The following is a 26,702-nucleotide window of genomic DNA, read 5'->3' on the forward strand; positions in this document are numbered from 1 at the left end:
CCCCGCCGGACGGCGGGGGCAGCGCTGGCGCGACCGGGGTCAGACCCCGCTCGCGACTTCCGCCTTGTCGTCGTCCTTGTCACCGTCCGGTTGCCCGGAGTCTTCCCCGAGTCGGCGGTTGCGTACCACCGAGGACCAGTACGAAGCGGCGATCAGCACCACGCCGACCAGACCGGTGATGACCTCGCTGACGTCGTACTTGATCGTGACGAGCAGGATGACGGCCAGCGCGCCGATCGCGTAGTGCGCGCCGTGCTCCAGGTAGACGTAGTCGTCCAGGGTGCCCTTGCGGACCAGGAAGACGGTCAGCGACCTGATGTACATCGCGCCGATGCCGAGACCCAGCGCGATCTCGAAGATGTCGTTGCTGACCGCGAAGGCGCCGACGACACCGTCGAAGGAGAAGGACGCGTCGATGACTTCGAGGTAGAGGAACATGAAGAACGCGGCCTTGCCCGCCAGGCCCACGACCTGTCCGGTGCTGACGCCGTTGCCGCTCTTCGCCGCGACGGGCTCCGCTCCGCCCGCTTCCGCGCCGTCCTCGTCGTCCGCGCCGTCCTCGTCGTCGTCCTCCAGCCGCTCCTCGAAGAAGCTGGAGACACCGCCGACGATGAGATACGTGAGCAGGCCGCCGACGCCCGCCAGCAGCACCGTCTCACCCTTGTCGATGGTGCCGTGACCGCCGTGCAGCGGGACGCCGGTGGCGACGGTGGTGGCGGCGACGAGCAGCGCGACCAGCGCGACCACGACGGAGAGCATGTCCAGCTTGCCGACCTTGGCCAGCGGCTTCTCCAGCCAGCCCAGCCAGGTGATCTCCCGCTCCTCGAAGATGAAGTCGAGGAAGATCATCAGCAGGAACATGCCACCGAAGGCGGCGATCGCCGGGTGCGCGCCGGTGACCAGCGCCTCGTAGCGGTCGTGGTCGTTGATCGCGACCCTGACCGCTTCCCACGGACTGAGCTTGGCCGTGATGGCGACGATGATGATCGGGAAGACGAGCCTCATGCCGAAGACGGCGATCAGCACGCCGATGGTGAGGAACATCTTCTGCCAGAAGGCATTCATCTTGCGGAGGATGCCCGCGTTGATCACCGCGTTGTCGAACGAGAGTGAGATCTCGAGGACCGACAGGATCGCGACAATGGCCAGGCCCTTCCAGCCCCAGAGGACGCCGGCCAGGGCGAGGCCGGCGGCAGTGATGCCGAACGACCAGCCGAATGTTCTGAGGAGCACGAGCTACCTACCTATTTCCCTGATGATCACGAGGACCCCCGCGAGGTACGCGGCTTTACGAAACGTTGACCCCGAAGTCTAGGGCGATGCCGCGCAGTCCGGAGGCGTACCCCTGACCTACCGCACGGAACTTCCACTCGCCGCTGTAGCGGTAGAGCTCGCCGAAGATCATCGCGGTCTCGGTCGAGGCGTCCTCGGTCAGGTCGTAACGGGCCAGTTCGGCGCCGTCCGCCTGGTTGAGCACCCGGATGTACGCGTTGCTGACCTGGCCGAAGGTCTGGGAACGGGCGTCGGCGTCGTAGATCGAGACCGGGAAGACGATCTTGTCGACGCGCTCGGGGACGAGGCTCAGGTCCACCAGGATCGTCTCGTCGTCACCGCCGGTGCCGCCGACCAGTTCGTCGCCGGTGTGCTCGACGGAACCCTCCGGGCTCTTGAGGTTGTTGTAGAAGACGAAGAACTCGTCTCCCAGGACCCGGCCGTTGCCGCAGAGCAGCGCGCTGGCGTCCAGGTCGAAGTCGGCTCCGGTGGTCGAGCGGGAACTCCAGCCGAGACCGATCTGCACCTTGGTGAGATTCGGCGCGGCCTTGGAGAGGGAGACATTGCCTCCCTTGGCGAGCGTGACGCCCATCGTGTTTCGTTCCTCCCCGTCGCAGGGTGTGCTGGGTGGGTCCTGGGTGCTGGGTGGGCCCTGGGTCCTGGGTCCGCCAGGGACGGGCGGCGCCCGGTGGCCGGGCGCCGCACCGCGATCAGACGTTGACGCCGAAGTCCTGGGCGATGCCGCGCAGTCCCGAGGCGTAGCCCTGGCCGATGGCGCGGAACTTCCACTCCGCGCCGTGCCGGTACAGCTCGCCGAAGACCATGGCGGTCTCGGTCGAGGCGTCCTCGGTCAGGTCGTAGCGGGCCAGCTCGCGCTGGTCCGCCGCGTTGAGCACCCGGATGTAGGCGTTGCGCACCTGGCCGAAGCTCTGCTGGCGGCTCTCGGCCTCGTAGATGGAGACGGGGAAGACGATCTTCGCGACATCGGCCGGGACACCGGCCAGATTCACGTTGATGACCTCGTCGTCGCCCTCGCCCTCACCGGTGAGGTTGTCACCGGTGTGCACCACGGAGCCGTCGGGGCTGGTGAGGTTGTTGAAGAAGACGAAGTGCGCGTCGGAGAGCACCTTGCCCTGGTCGCTGGTGAGCAGCGCGCTCGCGTCGAGGTCGAAGTCGTTGCCGGTGGTGGTGCGGGCGTCCCAGCCCAGACCGACGACGACGGCCGTGAGATTCGGCGCCTCCTTGGTCAGCGAGACGTTGCCACCCTTGCTGAGGCTGACTCCCACGAGTCCTCCCAAATCGGTTCGTGCGTGCTGTGTGCGTGGCGTACGCGTGCACAGATCCTGCGCTGGTGCCGGATCAACGTGCCGAGCTTAGTGACGGGTTCCCGAGGTCTACAGCGATTCGAGCGCCTTTGCGTAGTCGTGAAGATCGCGGGCGTCCGGCAGCCCGTTGACGACGGTCCAGCGCACGGTGCCCTCCTTGTCGATGACGAAGGTGCCGCGCAGGGCGCAGCCCTTGTCCTCGGCGAAGACGCCGTAGGCGCGGGAGACCGCGCCGTGCGGCCAGAAGTCGGACAGCAGCGGGTAGTCCAGGCCCTCCTGGTCGGCGAAGACCCGCAGCGAGTGCATCGAGTCGCAGGAGACGGCGAGCAGTTGCACGTCCGCGTTCTGGAACGCGGGCAGCTCGTCGCGCAGCGCGCACAGCTCGCCGGTGCACACGCCGGTGAAGGCGAAGGGGTAGAAGAGCAGCACGACGTTCTTCCGGCCGCGGAAGTCGGCCAGGCGCACGGTACGGCCGTGCTGGTCGGGCAGGGCGAAGTCGGGTGCCGGGGCGCCGACCGCGGGGATCTCGTGGGCTGCGCTGATCTCGCTCATCGCGCGGGCGTCCCTTCTCGGGGGAGGCGCGGGACCCGGCGCGGCCGTCGCGACCGCCGCAGGGCCGCGACACAGGGTGGGCCAAGCGCGCGGTTCCCCGCTCCCCCGAGGGGGCGCGGGGAACCGCGCGGCCAGCGTGTGACGGGCGGCGGACGGCCGCGGGGCGCAACCCCTGCGGCGGGCCGCCGGTGCCGGGAAAGCTACCGCTTCCCCGCGCGGGCCGTCTTGGGTGTCACGAGACGGCTGCCGGTCCAGTCCTTGGCGGCGTTGACGCTGCTGGTCTGGGCGAGGCCCGCGGTCTGCGCGGCCTCTCCGATCTCGCTGGGCTCGACGTGGCCGTCACGCCCGGTCTTCGGGGTCATGAGCCAGATCGGGGCGCCGGGGTCGACCGTCGACGTGGCGTCGACGAGTGCGTCGGTGAGGTCGCCGTCGTCCTCGCGGAACCACAGCAGGACGGCGTCGGGCACGTCGTCGTACTCCTCATCGGCGAGCTCCTCGCCCGTGAGCTCCTCGATACCCTCTCGAAGCTCCTGGTCGCAATCCTCGTCGTACCCGAGCTCCTGGACCACCTGTCCGGGCTCGAAACCAAGCCGGCTCGCCGGGTTGGTCCGCTCCTCCGCGTGGTCCGCGGTCGCGCTCACGCTTTGCCTCCTGTCATGGGGAAAATCTGCCCGCGCCTGTGCGGGTTATTGGCGGTAGTCCACACGGGCTGGGCGGATCGCGCAAGTACCCGGCGTACGAGACCGTCGAAACGGTGACGATTCGACCGTGTCACCGCAACCCGCACACTCAATGGTGACGCACATCACGGCGGTTTGCCGGTGTTGTGCGTGATTGGAGCCGCGAGTCGGTCGTACGAGCGACTGGGCGTAGAGTTCAGGTTTGGCCTCCCCCAACCTCAGGCCGGGAGGCTCCCGGCCGACCACCGGCCCTGGGGCCGCGCGGCTCATGAGCTGCGGTTACCGCTCGGTAGAGATGACGTATCGAACGACGCGGTACACGATGGAGGCGGCGCGACCCAGCAGAGCTCCACCTAGCAGCGAAGGAACAGCGTGGCTTCCGGATCCGATCGCAACCCGATCATCATTGGCGGCCTTCCCAGCCAGGTCCCGGATTTCGATCCCGAGGAGACGGCGGAATGGCTCGACTCGCTCGATGCGGCCATCGACGAGCGCGGCCGTGAGCGGGCCCGCTATCTGATGCTCCGCCTCATCGAGCGCGCGCGCGAGAAGCGCGTCGCGGTGCCCGAGATGCGCAGCACCGACTACGTGAACACCATCGCCACCAAGGACGAGCCGTTCTTCCCGGGCAACGAGGAGATCGAGCGCAAGATCCTCAACGCCACCCGGTGGAACGCGGCGGTCATGGTCTCCCGCGCCCAGCGTCCCGGGATCGGCGTCGGCGGCCACATCGCCACCTTCGCCTCCTCCGCCTCGCTCTACGACGTGGGCTTCAACCACTTCTTCCGCGGCAAGGACGACGGCCTCGGCGGCGACCAGATCTTCTTCCAGGGCCACGCCTCCCCCGGCATCTACGCCCGCGCCTTCCTGCTCGACCGGTTGAGCGAGGCGCAGCTCGACGCCTTCCGCCAGGAGAAGTCGAAGGCGCCGAACGGCCTTTCCAGCTACCCGCACCCGCGGCTGATGCCGGACTTCTGGGAGTTCCCGACCGTCTCGATGGGCCTCGGCCCGCTGGGCGCGATCTACCAGGCCCGGATGAACCGCTACATGGAGGCGCGCGGCATCGCCGACACCTCCACGTCGCACGTGTGGGCGTTCCTCGGCGACGGCGAGATGGACGAGCCGGAGTCGCTCGGCCAGCTCTCGATCGCCGCCCGCGAGGGCCTGGACAACCTGACCTTCGTCGTCAACTGCAACCTCCAGCGCCTCGACGGCCCGGTGCGCGGCAACGGCAAGATCATCCAGGAGCTGGAGTCGCAGTTCCGCGGCGCCGGCTGGAACGTCATCAAGCTGATCTGGGACCGCTCCTGGGACCCGCTGCTGGCCCAGGACCGCGACGGTCTGCTGGTCAACAAGATGAACACCACCCCGGACGGCCAGTTCCAGACGTACGCGACCGAGACCGGTTCGTACATCCGTGAGCACTTCTTCGGCGACGACCAGCGGCTGCGCAAGATGGTCGAAGGCATGTCCGACGAGCAGATCCTGCACCTCGGGCGCGGCGGCCACGACCACCGCAAGGTCTTCGCGGCCTACACGGCGGCCAAGGAGCACAAGGGCCAGCCGACGGTGATCCTCGCGCAGACCATCAAGGGCTGGACGCTGGGTCCGAACTTCGAGGGCCGCAACGCGACGCACCAGATGAAGAAGCTGACGGTCGACGACCTCAAGCGCTTCCGCGACCGGCTGCACCTGCCGATCACCGACCAGCGGCTCGACGAGGGCTACCCGCCGTACTACCACCCCGGCCGGGACTCCGAAGAGATCCAGTACATGCACGACCACCGCAAGGCGTGCGGCGGTTACGTGCCCACGCGCGTGGTGCGGGCCAAGCCGCTGCCGCTGCCGCCGGAGAAGACGTACGCGACCGCGAAGAAGGGCTCGGGCCAGCAGTCGATCGCCACCACCATGGCGTTCGTCCGCGTCCTGAAGGACCTGATGCGGGACAAGGAGATCGGCAAGCGCTTCGTGCTGATCGCCCCCGACGAGTACCGCACCTTCGGCATGGACGCGTTCTTCCCGAGCGCGAAGATCTACAACCCGATGGGTCAGCAGTACGAGTCGGTCGACCGCGAGCTGCTGCTGGCGTACAAGGAGTCGCCGACCGGGCAGATGCTGCACGACGGCATCTCCGAGGCCGGCTGTACGGCGTCGCTGATCGCGGCGGGCTCGGCGTACGCCACGCACGGCGAGCCGCTGATCCCGGTCTACGTCTTCTACTCGATGTTCGGGTTCCAGCGCACCGGCGACCAGTTCTGGCAGATGGCCGACCAGCTCTCGCGCGGCTTCGTGCTGGGCGCGACCGCGGGCCGCACCACGCTGACCGGTGAGGGCCTCCAGCACGCGGACGGCCACTCGCAGCTCCTGGCCTCCACCAACCCCGGCTGCGTCGCGTACGACCCCGCCTTCGGCTACGAGATCGCGCACATCGTGCAGGACGGTCTGCGCCGGATGTACGGCGAGACCGCGGACGGCAAGCCGGGCGAGGACGTCTTCTACTACCTCACCGTCTACAACGAGCCGATCCAGCACCCGGCCGAGCCCGCGGACGTCGACGTGGACGGCATCCTCAAGGGCATCTACCGCTTCAAGACCGGCGAGGCCGGTACGATCCCCGCGCAGATCATGGCGTCGGGTGTGGCGGTGCCGTGGGCGGTCGAGGCGCAGCGCATCCTCGCCGAGGACTGGAACGTACGGGCCGACGTATGGTCCGCGACGTCCTGGAACGAGCTGCGGCGCGAGGCCGTCGCGATCGAGGAGCACAATCTGCTGCACCCGGAGGAGGAGCAGCGCGTGCCGTACGTGACGCGCAAGCTGTCCGGGGCCGAGGGGCCGTTCGTGGCCGTCTCGGACTGGATGCGGGCGGTGCCCGACCAGATCTCGCGCTGGGTGCCCGGCACGTACTCCTCGCTGGGCGCGGACGGCTTCGGCTTCGCGGACACCCGTGGCGCGGCCCGTCGCTTCTTCCACATCGACGCGCAGTCGGTGGTCCTGGCGGTCCTCACCGAGCTGGCCCGCGACGGCAAGGTCGACCGGTCCGTGCTGAAGCAGGCCGTCGACCGCTACCAGCTCCTGGACGTGGCCTCGGCCGACCCGGGCGCGGCGGGCGGCGACGCGTAGTTCGGCTCTCGGGTTCGCCTCGGGCTCCGCACGACAACGGCCTCCGGGCCGAGAGGGCTCTCCCTCTCGGCCCGGAGGCCGTTCGTACGCCCGCGCGGCGCGGGCGGGGCTACTGGGCCACGTAGAGCAGCGCGATGAGTGTGTCGAGCGCGCCGAGGAACAGCGCGATCAGGGCCAGCAGGGGTTTGCGGCCGCTCCAGCGGCGGCCCATCGCGAGCCAGCCGCAGACGACCGCCACGGGGCCGAACACGATGCCCAGGACGAAGAAGCCCACGACCGCGCTGATGACTCCGATGATGCCGAGCCTGCCGCCGGTGCGCTCCACTTCGACTCGGGTGCCGCGGGAGCGTTCGGTCGTGGCGAAACGTCGAGCCATGGTTCCCTCCTCGGGGTCCCGTCCTCGGGTCCTGCCGGTTCGATTGCCCGCTGCGGGCACCGCTATGCCGCGCGGAGGCCGCCTACCGGCCGCGTATCGCCTTGTGAGTGCCTTCCGGCGGGAGGCGGGCACCGGGGGGTGCGTCCGACTGGCGGCAGCCGCGTAACCTCCGGTCAGATCATTCCGTTTCCAAACGTGATCTGACTCACCCTTGACCCGGCCACCCGTCCGGGTCTTCTACGCTGGACCGCGGAGCCGCGCCCAGGGACGCCGTTGTCCGCACGTACTGCCCCACAGCACCTGACGCCCCACCTCCCGCCCCCATATCCCCGCCGCCCGGTTGAACCCGGGACGAATCCGCGAGGCATCTGCGAGTGAGCCTTCTCGAAGCGCGACTGAGCCCCATGTCGATCCGCGCCCTGCTGGCCCTGTCGGTCGTCTTCATCATGCTGGCGACCACCGGCTGGACGGCGCTGCGCCCCGGCGGGGCCGGCGACCCGCGGGCCGCCGCCCTGTCGTCCTGGCGGCACGGCACCATCGCCTCGCACAAGCTGCCGGACCCCGACAGCGGCGCCCGGACGATCGCGCGCTTCTTCGCGTCGCTCACCGGCGGCCAGCGGCTCGCGCTCACCGAGCGGTACCCGCTGATCGTCGGCAATCTCAACGGGGCGCCGCTCACCTTGCGCTACCGGGCCAACCACGCGGCCATCGAGCAGGCCCGCACCGCGGAGACCGCGCGCTCGCACAGCGACCAGTTCACCGTGGCGGGCCGGATCGACGCGGCGCGGCGGGCCGCGCGCTACACCTCGCTGCTCAGCGGCCACCGGCAGATCCTCTCCTTCGACCCGACGGGCTCCGGCCGGGTCGCGGAGGTCTTCGGCGACCTGAAGGCCGCCAAGCGGGTCTCCGTCGTCGTCCCCGGCGTCGACACCAACCTGCTCACGTTCGAGCGCGCCACCAAGTCGTACGCGGCCCCGGTCGGCATGGCGACGGCGCTGTACGACGCGGAGCGCGCCGCCGACCCCGGCGTGCGGACGGCCGTGATCGCGTGGGCGGACTACACCACGCCGACGGGGCTCGGCCTGGACGCCTCGACGGGCAACATGGCCGAGCGCGGCGCCACCCGGCTGAACGCGCTGCTCAGCGCCTTGCCGCAGCACGCCGAGGTGTCGCTCTTCTGCCACTCCTACGGCTCGGTGCTGTGCGGGGTGGCCGCCCCCGACCTGCCGGGCCGCTCGGTCTCCGACATCACGGTCTTCGGCAGTCCCGGCATGCGCGTGCAGCGCGCCTCGCAGCTCCACACGTCGGCGCACGTGTGGGCGGCGCGGGACAGCTCCGACTGGATCAGCGATGTGCCGCACCTGGAGATCGCCGGGCTCGGCCACGGCGCCGACCCGGTCAACGACTCCTTCGGCGCCCGGGTGATCAGCGCCGCCGGAGCCAGCGGGCACCCCGGCTACTTCGCGCCCGGCACCACCAGCCTGGCCAACTTCACGCAGATCGCCCTGGGCAACTACGCGGCGGTCGCCTGTCAGGACGCGGACGAGGGCTGCACCTCGGGGCTCGCCTGAGGGACGGGCCGGGCCTCGGCCCGGCCGGGGGCGGGCTGCGGGGGCGGGCTGTCACAGGGCCGCCCTACGCTGGCCGCATGGCCACCTTCGAGGAGTTCGCGGACAGCGCCCTGGCGCTGCCGCGAGCGCACCGGCAGATCACCTGGGGCAGCGAGCACACCTTCCGGGTCGGCGAGAAGATCTTCGCCATGGGCAACCCCGACGGCGCCCATGTGTCGCTGAAGGCGTCCAAGGAGGATCAGACCGAGCTGATCGCCGCCGACCCCGGCACCTTCTCGCCCGCCCCCTACGTCGGCCGCTTCGGCTGGGTGCGCGCCGCCCTGGACTCCGTCGACCCGGACGAGCTCGCGGAACTCCTCACCGAGGCCTGGCGCCGCACGGCTCCGCGCCGCCTGGTCAAGGAGTTCGACGAGGCCGCGGGACGCGCGTAGTTCCTGACGGGGTACCGCCAAGCGGGAGGCCGCTTACGATGGCCCGTATGGGTGATGTGCTGGCCGGAAACAACGCTGAATGGGAGTTCGAACCAGAAGCGGTGGTGATCCGGTACAGCAGAGGCGTACGGGGCGTGAGGTTTCTCCAGGCCCTCGGGGAACGCCGGATTCCGCATGAGGCGCTGGACGGGATCGAACTGCTGGACGGGCGGCGCGGCACCGTCGTCCTGCGGGCGCTGCCCAGGCCCGGCGCCGATCCGGTGATCGAGGCGGCCGGCGGCCAGCTCAAGGAGAGCGCGGACCCGTACCGTCTGGTGCTGCCCGCGCAGTCGCGCACGCTCGCGGAGTACTACCGGGACGAGCTGCGCCCCCTGCTCGGCCCCCAGGTGCGGCACAGCCTCGACGACGGCCCGGCGGAACGTTTCCTCGTGGCCCCACCTGCGGCGCCGCGCTCCTTCAAGGCGTACGACGCGAAGGCGCTGTTCGACGGCCGCACCGTCAGTTTCCGCTGGTTCTGGACGGGCGCGTCGTCCGCGAAGTGGAAAGCGGGCGACCAGAGCTTCCCGGTGGAACAGCTCAGCGGCCTCGACTGGCGCTCGCCCGAACTCCTCCACGGCCATCTGCGGCTGCTGCGCCGCGACGCCGACCGGCAGGAGCAGCCCGGCGAGGCCGACCAGGACCCGGCCGCCGTCGTCTTCGGCCTCGGCTACGGACCCGTGCACGAGTCGCTGCCCTTCGCCGCGGCGGTGCTCGCCGCGATCAAGTCCGCCCGCGTACGGCCGCAGCCGTAGGGCGCGGTCGTACGCGGGCGGGTGGCGCCGTGTAGCGCCGTGTGTGACTGAATCCGTACGGCTACTCGCGCGCCGCCGACGTACTGCTCATGTCCGGGTAGCGGTCGCCCGCCACCTGCGCGGCGATCGGTTCGAGCAGCTCCAGCTCGGCCGGAGTGAGCGTGATCCGGGTGGCCGCGGTGTTCTCCAGCACGCGGGCGGACTTGCGGGTGCCGGGGATCGGCACCACCGGCAGGCCGTGCACGGCGGCGCGCTGCTGCACCCAGGCCAGCGCGATCTGGCCGAGGGTCGCGCCGTGCGCCTCGGCGACGGCGCGGACCGGCGCCAGCAGGTCCGCGTTGCGCCGGGCGTTCTCGCCGGTGAAGCGCGGCTGGCTCTGCCGGAAGTCGCCGCTGCCCAGCTCGGTGGCCGCGTCGGTGAACGAACCGGTCAGGAAGCCGCGGCCGAGCGGCGAGTACGGCACGAAGGCGATGCCCAGTTCGGCCGCCGCGCCGACCGCGGACTGCTCCACGTCCCGGCTGAACAGCGACCACTCCGACTGGATCGCGCTGATCGGGTGCACCGCGTGCGCCTCGCGCAGCTCCGCGCCGGTCACCTCGGACAGCCCCAGCCAGCGGACCTTGCCCTCCGTGACCAGCTCGCCCATCGCGCCGACCGACTCGCTCAGCGGGACCGCCGGGTCGCGCCGATGCATGTAGTACAGGTCGATGACGTCCGTGCCGAGGCGGCGCAGGCTGCCCTCGACGGCCTGCCGGATGTACGGCGGGTCGTTGCGGATCGCCCGGTACGAGGAGTCGTCGCGCTTGCGCTCGTTGGCGAACTTCGTCGCCAGGACGATCTCGTCGCGGTGCGCCTTGACGAAGGGGGCCAGGAACTCCTCGTTGTCGCCGATCCCGTACATGTCGGCGGTGTCGTAGAGGGTGACGCCGACGCCCAGCGCCGTCTCCAGCGTCTCGCGGGCCGCGGCCTCGTCGGTGTCGCCGTAGAACTCGCTCATGCCCATGCAGCCCAGCCCCTGGACACCGACCGCGGGTCCTTCGGTGCCGAGGGTCGTGGTGGCGATACGTGAGGTGTCGTCGCTCATCAGGCGCCTGTCCTTTCCTGCACTGCGGGGTGCCGCACGGCGGGGGTCCGCGGCGCGGGGTCCTGCACGGTGGAGCACGCGTACGTGCTGATCTTGAAGTCGAGGACCGTCAGGGTGTCCTGGAGCTCGGCGATCCGCTGGAGCACGTCCAGCCGGGTGGACTCCAGCAGCGCCTGCCGGTCGGGGAACGTGTGGTCGCCGCTGCGCACCAGCTCGGCGTACCGGACCATGTCGGCGACCGGCATCCCGGTCAGCCGCAGCTTGCCGACGAAGGCCAGCCAGTCCAGATCGCGGTTGGTGAACCGGCGCTGGCCGGTGTGCGAGCGGTCCACGTGCGGCATCAGGCCGATCCGCTCGTACCAGCGCAGGGTGTGCGCGCTGAGGCCGGTGAAGGCGGCCACCTCGCTGATCGTGTACTGGTCCTGGCCGTCGGGCCGCAGGTGCCCGTCGTCATCCGCGCAGCTCGTCGTATTACTCGGTTTGCTCTTCGCCACCTGCACGACCGTCATACCCTCCACGCTAAGACCTTGGAGTGCACTCCAAGCAAGTGGGCTCCGCGCGCCGGGCCCGCTCCGGTCCCGCCCCGGCCTCGCTCCGGTCCCGCCCCGAAGCGCGGCACGGACACGCTTTAAGCTCGCACGCATGGAGAGCTTGCGCCTGATCGAGCAGTGGCCGGTGACGAACGCGGCGGCGGCCGTGGTGCGGCAGGACGGGACGGTGGCCGGGTCGCACGGGCCGACGGGACAGCGGTTCCGGCTCGCCTCGGTCACCAAGCCGCTGACCGCGTACGCGGCGCTGGTGGCGTACGAGGAGGGCGTCTTCGAACTGGACGACCCGGCGGGTCCCGAGGGCTCCACCGTGCGGCACCTGCTCGCGCACGCGTCCGGGCTCGCCTTCGACGAGGACCGGGTGACGGCGCCGCCCGGCACCCGGCGGCTGTACTCCAACGCGGGCTTCGACGTGCTCGGCGAGCACCTGGCCAAGGCCGCGGGCATCCCCTTCGCGGAGTATCTGCGGCAGGCCGTGCTCGAACCGCTGGGCATGACCGCCACCGGTCTGTCCGGCGCGGGCTCCCCCGCCGCCACCGGTCTGTCCGGCGCGGGCTCCCCCGCCGCCGACGGTGTCTCCACGGTCGACGACCTCGTCCGTTTCGCCGCCGAGCTCCAGGCCCCGCGGCTGCTGCACCCCTCCACCGTGGCCACCGCCACCTCGGTGGTCTTCCCCGGCCTCAAGGGCGTCCTGCCGGGCTACGGCCACCAGAATCCCAACGACTGGGGCCTGGGCTACGAGATCCGCGCCGCCAAGTCCCCGCACTGGACCGGCGCCCTCTCCTCCCCCGCGACCTTCGGCCACTTCGGCCAGTCCGGCACCTTCCTGTGGGTCGACCCGGTCGCCGGAGCCGCCTGCGTCGCGCTCACCGACCGCGACTTCGGGGAATGGGCGGTGCCGCTGTGGCCGCGCTTCACCGACGCCGTCCTGACCGAGCTGCGCTAGGGCTTTCGGGGAGGGCGGTCAGCCGTACGACGGCTCGGCGTGCATCTCCCACACCAGGTACTCCGCCGGGCCCTCGCACCGCGCCGTGAGCGCGTCCGCGCCGGTGATCCGGGCCGCGTCCCCAGCCGTCAGCAGCTCGTCGCCGAGCCGCACACCGCCGCGGACGACATGCACATAGCGGTACGGGGCCGACGGCAGCGGCGCGCTGTCCGCCGTCACCGGGCGGCCCACGTACAGCGCGGCGGCGCGCTGCCGCAGCCGCAGCGCCCGCGGGGGCGCGTCCGGGGCGCCCGTGGCCAGCAGCGTCAGACCGGGGCCCGGCGGGGCCGGGTCGCTCACGCTCGCGTAGGCCGGGGCCTCCCCGAACGTGTCGGGGTGCAGCCACATCTGAACGAACGTCAGCCGCGTCCCGCCCGCGTTGCGCTCGACATGGCGTACGCCGCCGCCCGCGCTCAGCCGCTGGAGCCCGCCGGGGCCGAGGCGGTGCGGCGCGCCGCCCTCGTCCCGGTGCTCCAGCTCGCCTTCCACCACCCAGGTGACGATCTCCGTGTCCCGGTGCGGGTGTTCCCCGAACCCCGCGGGCGGTTCCAGGCTCTCCTCATTGCACGCCAGCAGCAGGCCGAACCGGACGTTCTCGGGGTCGTAGTGACCCCCGAACGAGAACGCGTGCCGCGTCACGATGCCCTTCTCCGGCACCGATCGCATCCTGCTCGCGGCCCGCCGCACGTCGATCACCGCCCCACGATACCCAGACCCCACCCCGCCGGGCCGTGGGCCTGCCCGTGCGGCTGCCGCCGCGTGGGCCCGCTGTCCGGACGACCTGTGCCCCGTCTGGGGCGCTGGTGGCACCCCCGGCCGGAGGTTGGGGGAGGAACTGCGCGGCCAGCCGCCGCGCTCCCGCAGGTCACCACCCGCCCCGGCGGGGCAGTTCGGATGTCTCCGGACCACCCGCCGGTGGGGGCTTGTCGCGCAGTTCCCCGCGCCCCTAAAGACCAGGCCCCGCGCAGGGTGGACGTACAGGGGGGCGGGCCCGCGGCGGGGCCGGGTCTCGCGCGGCGAAGCCGTACCCCTGGAGCGCGCCCCGCAGGGGATAAGGCAGGCTTGTCCTCGTGCCCGAGCCCTCGCAAAGCCCGCAACCTCCCGCAGAGACAGGCCGCGGCAGCCATGCCGCCACGCTCCGGCGGCTGGAGAAATCCGCCGGAAGGCTCGCCGCGAACGCCATCGCGCGGATGGACGCGCAGTTGCCGTGGTACCGGGCGATGCCACCGGAGAACCGGTCGTGGATCGGCCTGGTGGCCCAGGCCGGCATCGCCGCGTTCACGGAGTGGTTCCGGCACCCCGAGGCGCCGCAGGCGATCAGCACCGACGTGTTCGGCACGGCGCCGCGCGAGCTGACCCGGGCGATCTCGCTGCGGCAGACCGTGGAGATGGTGCGGACCACCATCGAGGTGATGGAGGCGGCGATCGACGAGGTCGCCGCCCCGGGCGACGAGGGCGTACTGCGCGAGGCGTTGCTGGTGTACGCGCGGGAGATCGCCTTCGCGACGGCGCAGGTGTACGCGCAGGCCGCGGAGGCGCGCGGCGCGTGGGACGCGCGGCTGGAGTCGCTGGTGGTCAACGCGGTGCTGTCGGGCGAGGCGGACGAGGGCGTGCTGTCCAGGGCCGCCGCGCTGGGCTGGAATTCGCCGGACAAGATCGTGGTGGTGCTCGGCACCGCGCCCACCGGGGACAGCGAGTTGACGGTCGAGGCGATCCGGCGGGCCTCCCGGCACGCGAAGCTCCAGGTGCTGACCGGGGTGCTCGGCGAGCGCCTGGTCGTGGTCGCCGGCGGCGACGACGACCCGATCCGGGTGGCGAAGGCGCTGATCGGCCCGTTCGCGGCGGGCCCGGTCGTCGCGGGCCCGGTCGTCGGCGACCTGCTGACGGCGACGCGTTCCGCGCAGGCGGCGGCGGCCGGACTCAAGGCGTGCGCGGCGTGGCCGGACGCACCGCGCCCGGTGCTCTCGGACGACCTGCTGCCGGAGCGGGCGATGGCGGGCGACCGCTACGCTCGTGAACAGTTGGTGGAGGAGATCTACAGACCGCTGGAGGAAGCGGGCTCGGCGCTGCTGGAGACGCTGAGTGTCTATCTGGAGCAGGCGTCATCCCTCGAAGGTGCGGCCCGCATGCTCTTCGTACACCCCAATACCGTTCGCTACCGGCTCCGACGTGTGACCGATGTCACCGGCTGGTCACCCTCCGATGTACGCTCCGCGTTCACCCTGCGCATCGCGCTCATCCTGGGGCGACTGTCCGACGCCGACCGGACGCACTGAGCTTTTGTTGGACACATACAAATCGCCTGACAGTTCTTGGTCCCTGTCCCCACGGGCGGTCATCCCCGTCCGCGAGAGAGAGTGTGAAGGTGCTCGTACTCGTCGCTCCCGGCCAGGGCGCGCAGACGCCCGGCTTCCTGGCCCCCTGGCTCGAACTCCCCGGTGCCGCCGACCGCCTGTCCGGCTGGTCCGCCGCGGCGAACCTCGACCTCGCCCACTACGGCACGAAGGCGGACGCGGACGAGATCCGCGACACCAAGGTGGCACAGCCGCTGCTGGTCGCCGCGGGTCTGCTGTCCGCGGGCGAACTGACCGGCGGGGCCTCCCCGCTGACCCCGGACGCGGTGGCGGGTCACAGCGTCGGTGAGATCACCGCGGCCGTACTGGCCGGGGTGCTGTCCGCCGAGGACGCGATGACCTTCGTCGCGGCCCGCGGCCGGGCCATGGCGGACGCCGCCGCGGTCACCGAGACGGGCATGTCCGCGGTGCTCGGCGGCGACCCGGACACGGTCCTCGCCCACCTCGCCGGTCTCGGTCTGACCCCGGCGAACATCAACGGCGCCGGCCAGATCGTGGCGGCCGGCACCATGCCACAGCTCGCGGCGCTGGCCGCGGACAAGCCGGAGAAGGCCCGCGTCATCGCGCTGAAGGTGGCGGGCGCCTTCCACACCGAGCACATGGCCCCGGCCGTGGCGACCCTGGAGGCGCTCGCGCCCTCGCTGGCCGTCACGGACCCGGCGCTGCCCTATGTGTCGAACGCCGACGGCCGGTTCGTGGCGTCCGGCGCGGACATCGTACGGCGGCTCGTCGCGCAGGTGTCCAACCCGGTTCGGTGGGATCTGTGCATGGAGACCTTCAAGGAACGCGGCGTCACTGCGATGATCGAGGTATCGCCCGGTGGCACGCTCGTCGGCCTCGCCAAGCGGGCGCTGCCCGGGGTGCGAACCCTCGCGCTGAAGACGCCGGACGATCTGGAAGCGGCCCGCGCCCTCGTCGCCGAATACGGCACCCCCGCCGAAGCCGTAGACGCAGCCGAATAGGAGCCGTGCAGAGATGACAGCGAAGATCAGGCCGAGCAAGGGCGCGCCGTACGCGCGGATCCTCGGTGTCGGCGGCTACCGGCCGACCCGCGTGGTGCCCAACGAGGTCATTCTGGAGCACATCGACTCGACGGATGAGTGGATCAGGTCCCGGTCCGGGATCGCCACCCGGCACTGGGCGGGTCCGGACGAGACCGTCGCCGAGATGTCGCTGGCCGCGGGCGGCAAGGCCATCGCGGACGCCGGGATCAGCGCGTCCGACATCGACGGCGTGATCGTCGCCACCGTCTCGCACTTCAAGCAGACCCCCGCCATCGCGACCGAGATCGCCCACCGGATCGGCGCGGGCATGCCGCCCGCCTTCGACATCTCCGCGGGCTGCGCGGGCTTCACCTACGGCCTGACGCTGGCCAAGGGCATGGTCACCGACGGCACCGCCAAGCACGTCCTGGTGATCGGCGTGGAGCGGCTCAGCGACCTCACCGACAAGGAGGACCGTGCCACGGCCTTCCTGTTCGGCGACGGCGCGGGCGCGGTCATCGTCGGCCCTTCGGACGTACCCGCCATAGGCCCCACGGTGTGGGGTTCCGACGGCGAGAAGTCCGAGACGATCAAGCAGACCGTCTCCTGGGAGGTCTACCGGGACACGCCCGCCGGGGAAGTCCGTTTTCCGGCGATCACGCAGGAGGGCCAGTCGGTCTTCCGGTGGGCCGTGTTCGAGATGGCCAAGGTCGCCCAGGAGGCGCTGGACGCCGCCGGGATCACCGCCGACCAGCTCGACGCGTTCATCCCGCACCAGGCGAACATGCGGATCATCGACTCGATGATCAAGGCTCTGAAGCTGCCGGACCACGTCGCGGTCGCCCGTGACGTGGAGACCACGGGCAACACCTCGGCCGCCTCGATCCCGCTCGCGATGGAACGGCTGCTCGCCACGGGCAAGTCCAAGAGCGGCGACACCGCGCTGGTCATCGGCTTCGGGGCGGGTCTGGTCTACGCGGCAACTGTGGTTACTCTCCCTTAGTCACACACACCCTCGCGGCGCCGCAGTCCCGCACGCCGCTCACCCAGCAACACATCAAGGAGCGCCGTCAATGGCAGCCACCAAGGAAGAGATCGTCAGCGGTCTCGCCGACATCGTCAACGAGATCGCCGGTATCCCGCAGGAGGACGTCCAGCTCGACAAGTCCTTCACCGACGACCTGGACGTCGACTCGCTGTCCATGGTCGAGGTCGTCGTGGCGGCCGAGGAGCAGTTCGGTGTGAAGATCCCGGACGACGACGTCAAGAACCTCAAGACCGTCGGCAACGCCGTCGACTACATCCTGGCCGCCCAGGTCTGACCGGGCCCCGCCCGCCAGAAAGCCCTACCGGGACGACGCGACTGTCGCCCGCCCTTCTAGACGTGGAGAGACAATTCCTGTGAGTCCGACCAATCGCACCGTGGTCGTCACCGGTATCGGAGCAACCACACCGCTGGGTGGCGACAGCGCGTCGACCTGGGAGGCGTTGCTGGCCGGCCGGTCCGGCGTCCGCACGCTCGACCAGGACTGGGCGGCGGATCTGCCGGTGCGGATCGCCGCGCAGATCGCCGTCGAACCGGGTGAGGTGCTGCCCCGCCCGCTGGCCCGCAAGCTGGACCGCAGCGCGCAGTTCGCGCTGATCGCGGCCCGTGAGGCGTGGGCGGACGCGGGCTTCACCGCGAAGGCGGGCGAGGACCCGGCGGTCGACCCCGACCGGCTCGGTACGGTCGTCGCCTCCGGCATCGGCGGCGTGACCACGCTCCTCGGCCAGTACGACGTGCTCAAGGAGCAGGGCGTCCGCAAGGTCTCCCCGCACACCGTGCCGATGCTCATGCCGAACAGCCCGTCGGCGAACGTCGGCATCGAGGTCAACGCGCGGGCCGGTGTGCACACCCCGGTCAGCGCCTGCGCCTCGGGCGCGGAGGCCATCGGTTACGCCATCGAGATGATCCGCACCGGCCGTGCCGACGTGGTCGTCGCGGGCGGTACCGAGGCGGCCATCCACCCGCTGCCCATCGTCGCCTTCGGCAACATGATGGCGATGTCCAAGAACAACGACGACCCGCAGGGCGCGTCGCGGCCGTACGACTCCGGGCGGGACGGCTTCGTCCTCGGTGAGGGCGCGGGCGTGATCGTCCTGGAGTCCGAGGAGCACGCCACCGCGCGCGGCGCCCGGGTGTACTGCGAGGCGGTCGGCCAGGGCATCTCGGCCGACGCGCACCACATCACCCAGCCGGAGCCGTCGGGCCGTGGCATCGCCGCCGCGCTGACCAATCTGCTGCACAACTCCGACCTGAAGCCGGCCGAGATCGTGCACGTCAACGCGCACGCGACCTCGACCCCGCAGGGTGACGTCGCGGAGATCAAGGCGCTGCGCCAGGTCTTCGGCGACGACGTGGACCACATGGCGATCTCCGCCACCAAGTCCATGACCGGTCACCTGCTGGGCGGCGCGGGCGGTATCGAGACGGTCGCGACCGTTCTCGCGCTGTACCACCGCATCGCTCCGCCGACGATCAACCTCAACGACCCGGACCCGGAGGCCGACGCCGACATCGTCCGCGCCGAGGCCCGCCCGCTGCCCGAGGGCACCATCGCCGCCCTCAACGACTCCTTCGGCTTCGGCGGCCACAACGTGGTGCTGGCGCTCCGCTCCTGGAACCGCTGAGGCGCTGCCCGCTGAGCTGTGACACGTGTGCCCCTGCCGGTCGGTCCGGCAGGGGCACACGTGTGAGGTCGGACCGCCGGGCGCACTGGCGCGGCGGGGTTCGCCGGTAGCCGGCGAGCCAAAGGGCGCGGTGGGGTTCGCCGGCGAGCAAAGGGCGGATCCAAGCGCCCGGAGGCGAGACGGCGGCAAAAAAAGAGGGGCGCTACTTCGCTTCGGGGTCGGCGTCGGAGAAGCTCGCGAAGTACGAGGCGGCCATGTCCTCGTCGCCGTGGCCCTGGGCGGAGGCGCGGTGGAAGCGGTCGGCCCCGGCGGCGGTGAGGTCGAGGCGGATGCCGTGCCGGTCGGCGGCGCCGAGGATGAGTCCGGCGTCCTTGGCGGCGGCGTCCACGGTGAAGTTGGGGGCGAAGTCGCCGCTGAGGATGACGGCGGACTTGGCGCGGAGGTAGGGCAGGTCGAGGGGGCCGCCCCCGATGGCTTCGAGGATGTGGTCGCGGTCGACGCCGAGCCCCTTGGCGAGCGCCATGACTTCGGCGGTGCCGTGGGTGACGGCCAGCACCCAGGTGTTGAGGACGAGCTTGAGGCTGCTGGCGGCCCCGGCCGTACCGTCGTCGCCGAGCCAGATGGTGGTGCGGCCGACCGCGTCGAAGACCCGTTCCGCGACCGGGCGGGCGGCGGCGGGGCCCGCGGCCAGTACGGTCAGCTCCCCGGCTTCGGCGACCGGCCGGGTGCCGAGGACGGGCGCGTCGAGGAAGTGCGCTCCGGTCTCGGCCGCCAGCGCGCCCAGTTCGGCCAGCGCGTCGGGCCCCACGGTGCTGCTCTGGACCCATACGACGCCCTCGCGCAGGGCGGGCGCGGCGGCGCGCATCACCTCCAGGACGGAGGGCCCGTCGAAGAGCATGGTGATCACGGCGTCGGCGTCGCGTACGGCGTCGGCCGGGTCGTCGGTGACGCGGATGCCGTCGGCTTCGAGCGGCTGGGCGCGGGAGCGGGTGCGGTTCCAGGCACGGACCTCGTGCCCGGCGGCGGACAGATTGCGGGCCATCCCGGCGCCCATGATTCCGGTGCCGAGGACCGCGACGGTGAGAGTGTCGGACATACCGGCAGGCTATGCCGCGCGGCCCCGCTCGGGGCGCCGACGTACCGCCGACGGGATTAGACCACTTGGTGGAGCCAGCGGACGGGGGCGCCCTCGCCCGCGTAGCGGAAGGGCTCCAACTCGTCGTCCCAGGGCTTGCCGAGCAGCCCGGACAGCTCGCTCTCCAGGTCCGCCTCGCCCATGCGGGCACGCTGCATCGCGGCGCGCAGCCGGTCCTCGGGGATCAGGATGTCGCCGTGCATGCCGATGACGGCGTGGAAGATGCCCAGCTCGGGGGTGGCGCTGTAGCGCTCGCCCTCGGCGGTCGCGCAGGGCTCCGCCGTGACCTCGAAGCGCAGTTGGTGCCAGCCGCGCAGCGCGGACGCCAGTTTGGACGCGGTGCCGGGCTCTCCCTGCCAGGAGAATTCGGCGCGCCAGGTACCCGGCGAGGCGGGCTGCCGGATCCAGTCCAGTGTGACGCGCACGCCTAGGACGCCCGCGACGGCCCATTCGACGTGTGGGCAGAGCGCGCGCGGTGCGGCGTGCACGTACAGAACTCCACGTGTCGTCACCGGTACCTCCAGTGTGGGACGAGGTTCGCCTTCCCCAGCGGCCTCACACCCGAACTGGCTGCTCTCGGGGCAACATTAGACATTCTGCACTATTCACCACAATCAGGACAACAATCTACGTTTGACGCCCGGCAGTCGCCGATCTCCCGTCTTTTCGCCCGGGTGTCAGGGAAAAAGCTACCGTGCGGCGTCCTTGAGGGAGTCACGTACCGTCGTGCTGGTACGAGATGTCACCCACTCGTCGGAGGGGAGCACCGGATGCGACCGATGCTGCGCCGTGGCCTCGCACTGGCCGTAGGGGCCGTTCTCCTGGGCGGATGCACCGTCAGCGGGTCTCCGCCCGACGGCGGTCGGGGTGAACCCTCCGCACACACCTCGCATTCCGCTTCGGGGCCGCGCGACCCGTCCCCGAAGCCCTCGCCGACCCGCCCCTGGAACGTCCGTCCGCCGTCGGTGGCCGCGCTCGGTGACTCCATCACCCGCGGTTTCGACGCCTGTTCGCCGCTGTCGGACTGCCCCGACGTGTCGTGGTCCACCGGCGACCGCGACAAGGTCGACAGCGTGACGCACCGGCTGGCCGCGACCGTGCCCGCCACCAGGAGCTGGAATCTCGCCCAGTCCGGCGCCCTGGTCGCCGACCTGCCCGCCCAGGCCGAGGCCGCGGCGGCCCACCGGCCCGCCATGGTCACCGTGCTGATCGGCGCGAACGACGCGTGCACCGCCACCGCCGCCGCGATGACCTCGATCGCCGACTTCCGGGCCGACTTCGCCCGCGCGCTGTCGTATCTGCACCGCGTGCTGCCCGGAACGCAGGTGCTGGTGGCCAGCATCCCCGACCTCAAACGGCTGTGGTCGGTCGGGCGGACCAACGTCCTGGGCAAGCAGGTCTGGAAGCTCGGCCTGTGCCCCTCGATGCTGCGCGACGCGGACTCGCACAGCGCGGCGGCCGAACAGCGCCGCGACACCGTACGGGACCGCGTGATCGCGTACAACAAGGTGCTCGGGCAGGTCTGCGGACAGTACGAGCGCTGCCGCTACGACGGCGGCGCGGTCTTCGCGTACCCCTTCGGCACGGACGACCTGAGCCGCTGGGACTGGTTCCACCCCAACGAGCGGGGGCAGGCCCAACTGGCCAGGATTCTGGCCCGAGTCGCCTTCGGCGCGAGTCCGACGTAGGGGCGGAACCGGTCATTTCACGGAGGGATCCGGCCTTTTCGGCGGCGGGGGGCGGGGACGGTGCGGGGGGGGCGGCCCTCAGTCGTCGGGCCGGCCCTCCTCGGCGGGCTCGCCCGGCGGCAGCACTTCCCTGGCCAGCAGCGTCGCGCCCGCGACGGCGCCGGGCATCAGGAAGACCGCCACCAGCGGCACGAGGAAGGCCAGGACGAGCGGCACGCCGAAGCCGAGGACCAGCGGCAGCCGGGCCCGCAGGACGCGGATGCGTTCGCGCAGCGGTACGTCGCGGCGCTGCATCGCGACCGCGGCGAGTTCCAGGGTGAGGAAGAAGCCGGAGACGCAGAAGCCGACGGCGGGCACCACGGTCTGGCCGAGGACCGGCACGAAGCCGAGCGCAAACAGCACGATCCCGAAGGCCGCGACGCGCACCAGGACCCGGACGCTGTCCACCGTCGAGACCCACAACTCCCGCCACAGCCCCAGCTCGGGCCCCTCGGGCGCCCCGCCCTCGGCCCGGTCCACGCGCGCCGCGACCGTCTCGTAGAACGGCTGCCCGACCAGCAGCGTCACCGCCGTGAACGAGATCACCGCCAGCAGCAGCCCGCCCCCGACCACAACCGCGTCCAACAGCCCCCGGAACGCCCCGGACCACGGCGACGCCCAGTGATCCGCGAAGGGCGTCGCCCACGCGACCATGTCGTCCGTCCACACCAGCAGCGCCACGAGCGCCGCCGCGTACCCGACCAACGTGATCAGCGCGGGCACCATCCCCAGCCGCCACTCCCGCCCGTGGCCTGCGGCCCACTTCTGGCCCAGATACAGCAGCCGCACTCCACCCCAGATCTCCCGCATGCGCGGAGCTTAGAGGACAAGCACGTCGGCCGCCGCCGCGAGGCATACAAGCGCGACCCGACACCCGCCGCCGCCAGGTCAGCCTTCGGCCCAACCCGCCCGCCAGCCACCACGCGCACTGCCCAACTCGCCTTCGCCGAAGGCCAGATCCCCTGCGGGACGGCCATCCGCGCCGGTACCCGAACCGCACGGCGCGCGGTCGCCGGACGCGAGATCCCTGCGGGACGGCCATCCGCCGAACCTCGGATCGCACGGGCCGCGGTCGCCAACAACGAGAGCCCCTGCGGGGCGGCCGTTGGCCGTTGCCCGAACCGCACGGCGCGCGGTCGGCGACGGTGGGGACCCCGCAGGGAAGCCGGCAGCCGAATTCCCAGCCTGCACGGGTGGGGGTCCCCCCGGCGAAGGCGGGGGGAGGGCGGGGTCAGGGGGCGGGGACGGAGAGCGGGGCCGTGAGGCGGGGCGAGGCGATGGAGCGGCCGGCGACCACGGCGTAGGCGCCGGGCACGAGCCGCCACGCGGCGGCATCCTCGTCCCAGACCTCGGCGGCCCGCCGGGGCACCCGGACGGTCACCTCGACGGCCTCCCCCGCCTCGGCGGCGACGGAAGCGAATCCGGCCAGCCACCGCCCGGGCCGCGCGACGTCCGAGGTCGCCCCCTCGGACGACGCCCCGTCGAGGTAGAGCTGGACGACCTCACGCCCGGCCCGCGCCCCGGCGTTCCGCACCCGCACGGTCGCGGTGACCAGCACGTCCGGCTCCGAACTCTCGGCGACGACCAGCGACTCGTACTCCCAGTCGGTGTACCCGAGCCCGTGCCCGAAGGGATAGGCGGGGGCGACGGCCTGCCGCTCCCACGCGCGGTACCCGATGAACACCCCTTCGTCGTAGGCGAGTACGCCGTCCCGCGGCGTGACCCGGCTGACGGGCGCGTCGGCGAGCCGTACCGGCCAGGTCGTGGGCAGCCGCCCGCCCGGCTCCTCCACGCCGAGCAGGACGTCGGCGAGGGCGGCCCCGGCCTCCTGCCCGGGGAACCAGCCGAGGAGTACGGCGGCCACGTCCTCGCGCCACGGAAGCTCCACCGGGGAGCCGGAGTTGACCACGACCACGGTCCGCGGATTGACGGCGGCGACGCGGGCGACGAGTTCGTCCTGGCGGCCGGGCAGCCGCAGATCGCGCCGGTCGAAGCCCTCGGACTCGACGCGTTCCGTGGTGGCGACCACGACGACGGCGGTGTGCGCGGCCCGCGCGGTCTCGACGGCCTCGGCCAGCAACTCCTCCGGGTCGCGGGCCGGTTCGCCGTGCAGCAGGGCGAACCCGACGGCGAGGATGGGGAGTTCGACGCTCTTGGGCACTGCGTGCACGAGGCTGATCTCGACCCGCTCCCCCGCCGCCAGTTCGACGGTCCCGTGCTCGGCGGGCGTGCCGAGGAACGCCTCGAACGGGTCCTCGTGCTCGCTGCCCTCGACGCCGTCGAACAGCACGTGTCCGCCGACGGTCAGGGTGAAGCCGCCGGTGCCGCGGGTGCCGAAGCGGTGCGCGCCGCTGACCCGCGGGGTGAACCAGCCGCGGGTCTCGACGGTGTGCAGCGCGTCGTACGCGACGCCTTCCGGCAGTTCGCCGAGCCACTGGAGCTGGCCGTTGGGCAGCTCCTCCGAGCCCAGTTCGGCTCCGTGTTCGTCGCGGGCGACGGCGGTGAGGGCGAATCCGGGCCCTGCGACGGGCAGTTCCTCGGTGGGGTCGGCGCCGACGCTGTGGCTGAGGGCGACGCCCGCGTGCAGCGCGGCCCGCAGGCCGTCGAGCGGCGAGACGACGTGGTCGGGGAAGACCTGCGCGGAGCCGCCGCCCAGGACGCGCGGGTCGCGGGCGGCGGCGCCGATGAGGGCGATGCCGCCGCCGAGCGGGGTCGGCGCGAGCGGCAGCACGGGCGCGTTGCCGCGTACCTCGTTGCGTACGAGCACGAAGCCGCGGCGGGCGATCTCGCGGGCCAGCGCGTCGCCGTCGGCCGGGGCGGGCCGGTCGGCCACGGCGACGGCGGGCGGCGCGCCCTCCAGCAGGCCGGTGCGGGCGGCGAGCAGCAGGACCCGGCGGGCGGCGGTGTCGACGGCCGCCTCCTCGACGGCCCCCGCGCGTACGGCGGCGGCCAGCGCCTCGCCGTAGACGGTGACCGGTCCCGGCATGGCGATGTCGAGGCCGCCCAGGAGCGCGCCGACGGTGTCGCGGGCGGCCAGCCAGTCGGAGACGACGACGCCGTCGAAGCCCCACTCGCCGCGCAGCACGCCGTTGACCAGCGGGTCGTGCTCGGTCATCGTCGTGCCGTTGACGGCGTTGTAGGCGGCCATGACGCCCCAGGGCCGGGCGCCCGCGACGATCGCCTCGAAGGGCGCGAGGTACAGCTCGCGCAGCGGCCGGGGCGCGATCCGGTTGTCGACGGTGAAGCGCTCGGTCTCCGCGTCGTTGCCGACGAAGTGCTTGACGGTGACGCCCACTCCGCCGTCCTGGACACCGCGCACATAACCGGTGCCGATGGCGCCGGTGAGATACGGGTCCTCGCTGTACGCCTCGAAGTGCCGTCCGCCCAGCGGCGACCTGTGCAGGTTGACGGTCGGCGCGAGCAGGACGTGGACGCCCTTGCGATGCGCCTCCTGGGCGAGCAACCGGCCTGCGCGGCGGGCCAGTTCGGGGTCCCAGGACGCGGCGAGCGCGGTGGGGCTGGGCAGCGCGGTCGACGGGTCGCCCGCCGTCCAGCGCTTGCCGCGTACGCCGATCGGGCCGTCGGACATCACCAGCGAGCCGAGGCCGATCTGCGGCAGCGCGGGCAGCGTCCACATGTCCTGGCCCGCCAGCAGCCGCGCCTTGGCGTCGAGGTCGAGCTTGCCGAGCGCCGCGTCGACCGCCCGCTCGCGCTCCGCGTCCCCGCGCGCGTCCGCGCGTACGCCCTCGTCCCCTGCTCCGGCCGCCGCCCCGCTGATCGCCGTCATCTTCCGTCCCCTTCCGCCTGTCCCGTACCGCTCCCGTCCCACCGCGCCCACGCTACCTGTCGTACGGTAGGGATAGATGCCATTTCGTAATCTTGTAGGCTCCCGAGCGGCAAAGGCTCCCGAGCGGCAGGGGAAGGGGGCGGGGTGGCGTGGCGGGAACCAGGAGTGAACGGCGGGGCGACCGGCGGGCGGAGATCATCCAGGCCGCGACGGAGGTGATCGCCGAGCGCGGCTACCGGGGTGCCACATTGGTGGCGGTGGCCGAGCGGGTGGGGCTGACGCAGCAGGGGCTGATGCACTACTTCCCCACCAAGGACGCCCTGTTGGTGTCCGTGCTGGAGGCGCGCGACCAGTGGGACATGGCGTCGGCGGCGCTGCACGGCCGGTCGTGGCCGCTGGAGGTGGTGGCGGAGCTGGTCGAGTACAACGCGACCAGGCCCGGTATCGTCCAGGCGTTCACGGTGCTGGTCGGCGACAGCGTCACCGAGGGGCACCCGGCGCAGGAGTATTTCCGCGAGCGCTACGCGCGGGTCCGCGAGGGCGGCGCGCAGGCGCTGCGCGCCGAGTACGGCGACCGGCTGCCGGGCGGCCTCACCCCCGAGCGGGCGGCCACCTTGCTGGCGGCGGTGATGGACGGCCTCCAGGTGCAGTGGCTCCTCGACCCCGGCGCGGTCGACATGTCGGCGGCCTTCCGCGACTTCCTGGCGCTGCTGGCCCCGCCGTCGGAGCCGGGGACGGCCGGACAGCCGTCGGAGCCGGGGACGGCCGGAGCGCCGTCGGAGCCGGGGACGGCCGGAGCGCCGTAAGGACCGCGCTCCTGGGAGCGCGGTCCTTACCGGGGCCGACCGGGTGAGCGGCGGAGAACTCAGACGACGCTCAGGTCCACCGTGATGTTGCCGCGCGTGGCGTTGGAGTACGGGCACACCTGGTGCGCCTTCTCCACCAGGTCCTTGGCGGTGACGTCGTCCACGTTGGGGATGGAGACGGCCAGTTCGACGGTGAGGCCGAAGCCGCCGGAGGCGATTTTGCCGATGCCGACCTTGGCGGTCACGCGGGAGCCGCTGATGTCGGCCTTGGCCTGGCGGGCGACGACGCCCAGCGCGCCCTGGAAGCAGGCGCTGTACCCGGCGGCGAAGAGCTGCTCGGGGTTGGTGCCGTTGCCCGCGCCGCCCATCTCGGTCGGCGGGTTCACGATGACGTCGAGCTTGCCGTCGTCAGTGGCGACGCGGCCGTCACGGCCGTTCTCCGCGGTGGCGACGGCGGTGTACAGGACGTCTACGGGCTGGATGCTCATGAAAGTGTCCTCCTGAG

At 71.9% G+C, this 26,702-nt stretch carries 26 protein-coding genes; 12 read left to right on the plus strand and 14 right to left on the minus strand.

The annotated features are described in order from the left end of the window. Window positions 1-39: 39 nt before the first annotated feature. The 5 genes from ACIQCJ_RS21840 to ACIQCJ_RS21860 form a co-directional block, all read right to left on the minus strand. A complete protein-coding gene (locus ACIQCJ_RS21840; protein WP_401304272.1) occupies window positions 40-1,233 on the minus strand; it encodes a DUF475 domain-containing protein in 1,194 nt (397 codons plus the stop codon). Between the two features lie 55 nt (window positions 1,234-1,288). Beyond that, window positions 1,289-1,864, minus strand: a complete 576-nt coding sequence (locus ACIQCJ_RS21845) for a TerD family protein (RefSeq protein WP_355349942.1) — start codon at window positions 1,862-1,864, stop codon at window positions 1,289-1,291. A 118-nt stretch (window positions 1,865-1,982) separates the two neighbouring features. Next, window positions 1,983-2,558, minus strand: a complete 576-nt coding sequence (locus ACIQCJ_RS21850) for a TerD family protein (RefSeq protein ID WP_188285108.1) — start codon at window positions 2,556-2,558, stop codon at window positions 1,983-1,985. Between the two features lie 108 nt (window positions 2,559-2,666). Continuing rightward, window positions 2,667-3,149, minus strand: coding sequence for a redoxin domain-containing protein (locus ACIQCJ_RS21855; RefSeq protein WP_391047347.1), 483 nt, complete (start codon window positions 3,147-3,149; stop codon window positions 2,667-2,669). A gap of 200 nt (window positions 3,150-3,349) precedes the next feature. Beyond that, a complete protein-coding gene (locus ACIQCJ_RS21860; RefSeq protein ID WP_188285110.1) occupies window positions 3,350-3,790 on the minus strand; it encodes a DUF3052 domain-containing protein in 441 nt (146 codons plus the stop codon). Between the two features lie 411 nt (window positions 3,791-4,201). Here ACIQCJ_RS21860 and aceE point away from each other — a divergent pair, with 411 nt between their 5' ends. Continuing rightward, window positions 4,202-6,949: a pyruvate dehydrogenase (acetyl-transferring), homodimeric type gene (aceE, locus tag ACIQCJ_RS21865; RefSeq protein ID WP_355344828.1), complete on the plus strand. Its 2,748-nt coding sequence runs from the start codon at window positions 4,202-4,204 to the stop codon at window positions 6,947-6,949. A 109-nt stretch (window positions 6,950-7,058) separates the two neighbouring features. Here aceE and ACIQCJ_RS21870 read toward each other — a convergent pair whose 3' ends face one another. Further along, complete coding sequence (locus tag ACIQCJ_RS21870; RefSeq protein ID WP_355344825.1) at window positions 7,059-7,325, minus strand: small hydrophobic protein; 267 nt, start codon at window positions 7,323-7,325, stop codon at window positions 7,059-7,061. Between the two features lie 404 nt (window positions 7,326-7,729). Here ACIQCJ_RS21870 and ACIQCJ_RS21875 point away from each other — a divergent pair, with 404 nt between their 5' ends. The 3 genes from ACIQCJ_RS21875 to ACIQCJ_RS21885 all read left to right on the plus strand — a co-directional run bounded on the left by ACIQCJ_RS21875 (window position 7,730) and on the right by ACIQCJ_RS21885 (window position 10,118). Then, complete coding sequence (locus ACIQCJ_RS21875) at window positions 7,730-8,896, plus strand: alpha/beta hydrolase (RefSeq protein ID WP_355344870.1); 1,167 nt, start codon at window positions 7,730-7,732, stop codon at window positions 8,894-8,896. A 77-nt stretch (window positions 8,897-8,973) separates the two neighbouring features. Then, window positions 8,974-9,327, plus strand: a complete 354-nt coding sequence (locus ACIQCJ_RS21880; protein WP_355344822.1) for an MmcQ/YjbR family DNA-binding protein — start codon at window positions 8,974-8,976, stop codon at window positions 9,325-9,327. 38 nt (window positions 9,328-9,365) lie between these two features. Next, window positions 9,366-10,118 (plus strand): DUF4429 domain-containing protein, encoded by a 753-nt coding sequence (locus tag ACIQCJ_RS21885; protein ID WP_391047353.1) that lies wholly within the window; start codon window positions 9,366-9,368, stop codon window positions 10,116-10,118. A 61-nt stretch (window positions 10,119-10,179) separates the two neighbouring features. Here ACIQCJ_RS21885 and ACIQCJ_RS21890 read toward each other — a convergent pair whose 3' ends face one another. Both ACIQCJ_RS21890 and ACIQCJ_RS21895 read right to left on the minus strand, forming a co-directional pair. Further along, window positions 10,180-11,202 (minus strand): aldo/keto reductase, encoded by a 1,023-nt coding sequence (locus ACIQCJ_RS21890; protein WP_391160185.1) that lies wholly within the window; start codon window positions 11,200-11,202, stop codon window positions 10,180-10,182. Next, window positions 11,202-11,711 carry a MerR family transcriptional regulator gene (locus ACIQCJ_RS21895; protein ID WP_355344813.1) on the minus strand — a complete coding sequence of 170 codons (510 nt, stop codon included), beginning with the start codon at window positions 11,709-11,711 and terminating at the stop codon, window positions 11,202-11,204. The genes ACIQCJ_RS21890 and ACIQCJ_RS21895 overlap by 1 nt, the downstream gene beginning before the upstream one ends. Before the next feature lie 133 nt (window positions 11,712-11,844). Between ACIQCJ_RS21895 and ACIQCJ_RS21900 the strand changes: the two genes are divergently transcribed. After that, entirely contained in the window at window positions 11,845-12,696 is an 852-nt protein-coding gene (locus tag ACIQCJ_RS21900; protein WP_402712267.1) for a serine hydrolase domain-containing protein, read from the plus strand. Between the two features lie 18 nt (window positions 12,697-12,714). Here the strand turns inward: ACIQCJ_RS21900 and ACIQCJ_RS21905 are convergent, their stop codons facing one another. After that, window positions 12,715-13,428: a pirin family protein gene (locus ACIQCJ_RS21905; RefSeq protein WP_402712369.1), complete on the minus strand. Its 714-nt coding sequence runs from the start codon at window positions 13,426-13,428 to the stop codon at window positions 12,715-12,717. 377 nt (window positions 13,429-13,805) lie between these two features. Here ACIQCJ_RS21905 and ACIQCJ_RS21910 point away from each other — a divergent pair, with 377 nt between their 5' ends. The 5 genes from ACIQCJ_RS21910 to fabF all read left to right on the plus strand — a co-directional run bounded on the left by ACIQCJ_RS21910 (window position 13,806) and on the right by fabF (window position 18,742). Next, on the plus strand, window positions 13,806-15,011 hold the full coding sequence (locus tag ACIQCJ_RS21910; protein ID WP_355344804.1) for a helix-turn-helix domain-containing protein: 1,206 nt from the start codon (window positions 13,806-13,808) through the stop codon (window positions 15,009-15,011). Between the two features lie 89 nt (window positions 15,012-15,100). Continuing rightward, the gene (locus ACIQCJ_RS21915) at window positions 15,101-16,051 is read left to right on the plus strand and encodes an ACP S-malonyltransferase (RefSeq protein ID WP_355344801.1); all 951 of its coding nucleotides are present in this window, start codon (window positions 15,101-15,103) and stop codon (window positions 16,049-16,051) included. 13 nt (window positions 16,052-16,064) lie between these two features. Further along, the gene (locus tag ACIQCJ_RS21920; RefSeq protein ID WP_355344798.1) at window positions 16,065-17,075 is read left to right on the plus strand and encodes a ketoacyl-ACP synthase III; all 1,011 of its coding nucleotides are present in this window, start codon (window positions 16,065-16,067) and stop codon (window positions 17,073-17,075) included. Window positions 17,076-17,145: 70 nt separating this feature from the next. Beyond that, window positions 17,146-17,394 (plus strand): acyl carrier protein, encoded by a 249-nt coding sequence (locus ACIQCJ_RS21925; RefSeq protein ID WP_355344795.1) that lies wholly within the window; start codon window positions 17,146-17,148, stop codon window positions 17,392-17,394. A gap of 79 nt (window positions 17,395-17,473) precedes the next feature. Continuing rightward, window positions 17,474-18,742: a beta-ketoacyl-ACP synthase II gene (gene fabF, locus ACIQCJ_RS21930; protein WP_401715246.1), complete on the plus strand. Its 1,269-nt coding sequence runs from the start codon at window positions 17,474-17,476 to the stop codon at window positions 18,740-18,742. Window positions 18,743-18,944: 202 nt separating this feature from the next. Here fabF and ACIQCJ_RS21935 read toward each other — a convergent pair whose 3' ends face one another. Continuing rightward, window positions 18,945-19,838 (minus strand): NAD(P)-dependent oxidoreductase, encoded by an 894-nt coding sequence (locus ACIQCJ_RS21935; RefSeq protein WP_402712268.1) that lies wholly within the window; start codon window positions 19,836-19,838, stop codon window positions 18,945-18,947. Window positions 19,839-19,894: 56 nt separating this feature from the next. Continuing rightward, on the minus strand, window positions 19,895-20,389 hold the full coding sequence (locus tag ACIQCJ_RS21940; protein WP_188285125.1) for a DUF3145 domain-containing protein: 495 nt from the start codon (window positions 20,387-20,389) through the stop codon (window positions 19,895-19,897). 453 nt (window positions 20,390-20,842) lie between these two features. Here ACIQCJ_RS21940 and ACIQCJ_RS21945 point away from each other — a divergent pair, with 453 nt between their 5' ends. Continuing rightward, window positions 20,843-21,565, plus strand: coding sequence for an SGNH/GDSL hydrolase family protein (locus ACIQCJ_RS21945; RefSeq protein WP_402712269.1), 723 nt, complete (start codon window positions 20,843-20,845; stop codon window positions 21,563-21,565). Window positions 21,566-21,643: 78 nt separating this feature from the next. Here the strand turns inward: ACIQCJ_RS21945 and ACIQCJ_RS21950 are convergent, their stop codons facing one another. Next, on the minus strand, window positions 21,644-22,414 hold the full coding sequence (locus ACIQCJ_RS21950; RefSeq protein ID WP_355344783.1) for an EI24 domain-containing protein: 771 nt from the start codon (window positions 22,412-22,414) through the stop codon (window positions 21,644-21,646). Between the two features lie 421 nt (window positions 22,415-22,835). After that, complete coding sequence (locus ACIQCJ_RS21955; RefSeq protein ID WP_402712270.1) at window positions 22,836-25,391, minus strand: beta-glucosidase; 2,556 nt, start codon at window positions 25,389-25,391, stop codon at window positions 22,836-22,838. A 149-nt stretch (window positions 25,392-25,540) separates the two neighbouring features. On the opposite strand from ACIQCJ_RS21955, the gene ACIQCJ_RS21960 reads away from it, so the two are divergent. Continuing rightward, window positions 25,541-26,197 carry a TetR/AcrR family transcriptional regulator gene (locus ACIQCJ_RS21960; protein WP_402712271.1) on the plus strand — a complete coding sequence of 219 codons (657 nt, stop codon included), beginning with the start codon at window positions 25,541-25,543 and terminating at the stop codon, window positions 26,195-26,197. A 59-nt stretch (window positions 26,198-26,256) separates the two neighbouring features. Here the strand turns inward: ACIQCJ_RS21960 and ACIQCJ_RS21965 are convergent, their stop codons facing one another. Continuing rightward, entirely contained in the window at window positions 26,257-26,685 is a 429-nt protein-coding gene (locus ACIQCJ_RS21965; protein WP_355344774.1) for an organic hydroperoxide resistance protein, read from the minus strand. Between the last annotated feature and the right edge of the window lie 17 nt (window positions 26,686-26,702).

Origin of the sequence: Streptomyces sp. NPDC093221 (genome assembly GCF_044753885.1) — a bacterium.
GTDB lineage: Bacteria > Actinomycetota > Actinomycetes > Streptomycetales > Streptomycetaceae > Actinacidiphila.

Bases quoted from the DNA above. Each gene is read 5' to 3' on its own strand.
- ACIQCJ_RS21845 (WP_355349942.1), bottom strand. From the start codon at position 1,864: ATGGGCGTCACGCTCGCCAAGGGAGGCAATGTCTCCCTCTCCAAGGCC.
- ACIQCJ_RS21855 (WP_391047347.1), bottom strand. From the start codon at position 3,149: ATGAGCGAGATCAGCGCAGCCCACGAGATCCCCGCGGTCGGCGCCCCG.
- ACIQCJ_RS21870 (WP_355344825.1), bottom strand. From the start codon at position 7,325: ATGGCTCGACGTTTCGCCACGACCGAACGCTCCCGCGGCACCCGAGTC.
- ACIQCJ_RS21875 (WP_355344870.1), top strand. From the start codon at position 7,730: ATGTCGATCCGCGCCCTGCTGGCCCTGTCGGTCGTCTTCATCATGCTG.
- ACIQCJ_RS21880 (WP_355344822.1), top strand. From the start codon at position 8,974: ATGGCCACCTTCGAGGAGTTCGCGGACAGCGCCCTGGCGCTGCCGCGA.
- ACIQCJ_RS21885 (WP_391047353.1), top strand. From the start codon at position 9,366: ATGGCCCGTATGGGTGATGTGCTGGCCGGAAACAACGCTGAATGGGAG.
- ACIQCJ_RS21890 (WP_391160185.1), bottom strand. From the start codon at position 11,202: ATGAGCGACGACACCTCACGTATCGCCACCACGACCCTCGGCACCGAA.
- ACIQCJ_RS21895 (WP_355344813.1), bottom strand. From the start codon at position 11,711: ATGACGGTCGTGCAGGTGGCGAAGAGCAAACCGAGTAATACGACGAGC.
- ACIQCJ_RS21900 (WP_402712267.1), top strand. From the start codon at position 11,845: ATGGAGAGCTTGCGCCTGATCGAGCAGTGGCCGGTGACGAACGCGGCG.
- ACIQCJ_RS21920 (WP_355344798.1), top strand. From the start codon at position 16,065: ATGACAGCGAAGATCAGGCCGAGCAAGGGCGCGCCGTACGCGCGGATC.
- ACIQCJ_RS21925 (WP_355344795.1), top strand. From the start codon at position 17,146: ATGGCAGCCACCAAGGAAGAGATCGTCAGCGGTCTCGCCGACATCGTC.
- ACIQCJ_RS21935 (WP_402712268.1), bottom strand. From the start codon at position 19,838: ATGTCCGACACTCTCACCGTCGCGGTCCTCGGCACCGGAATCATGGGC.
- ACIQCJ_RS21950 (WP_355344783.1), bottom strand. From the start codon at position 22,414: ATGCGGGAGATCTGGGGTGGAGTGCGGCTGCTGTATCTGGGCCAGAAG.
- ACIQCJ_RS21955 (WP_402712270.1), bottom strand. From the start codon at position 25,391: ATGACGGCGATCAGCGGGGCGGCGGCCGGAGCAGGGGACGAGGGCGTA.
- ACIQCJ_RS21965 (WP_355344774.1), bottom strand. From the start codon at position 26,685: ATGAGCATCCAGCCCGTAGACGTCCTGTACACCGCCGTCGCCACCGCG.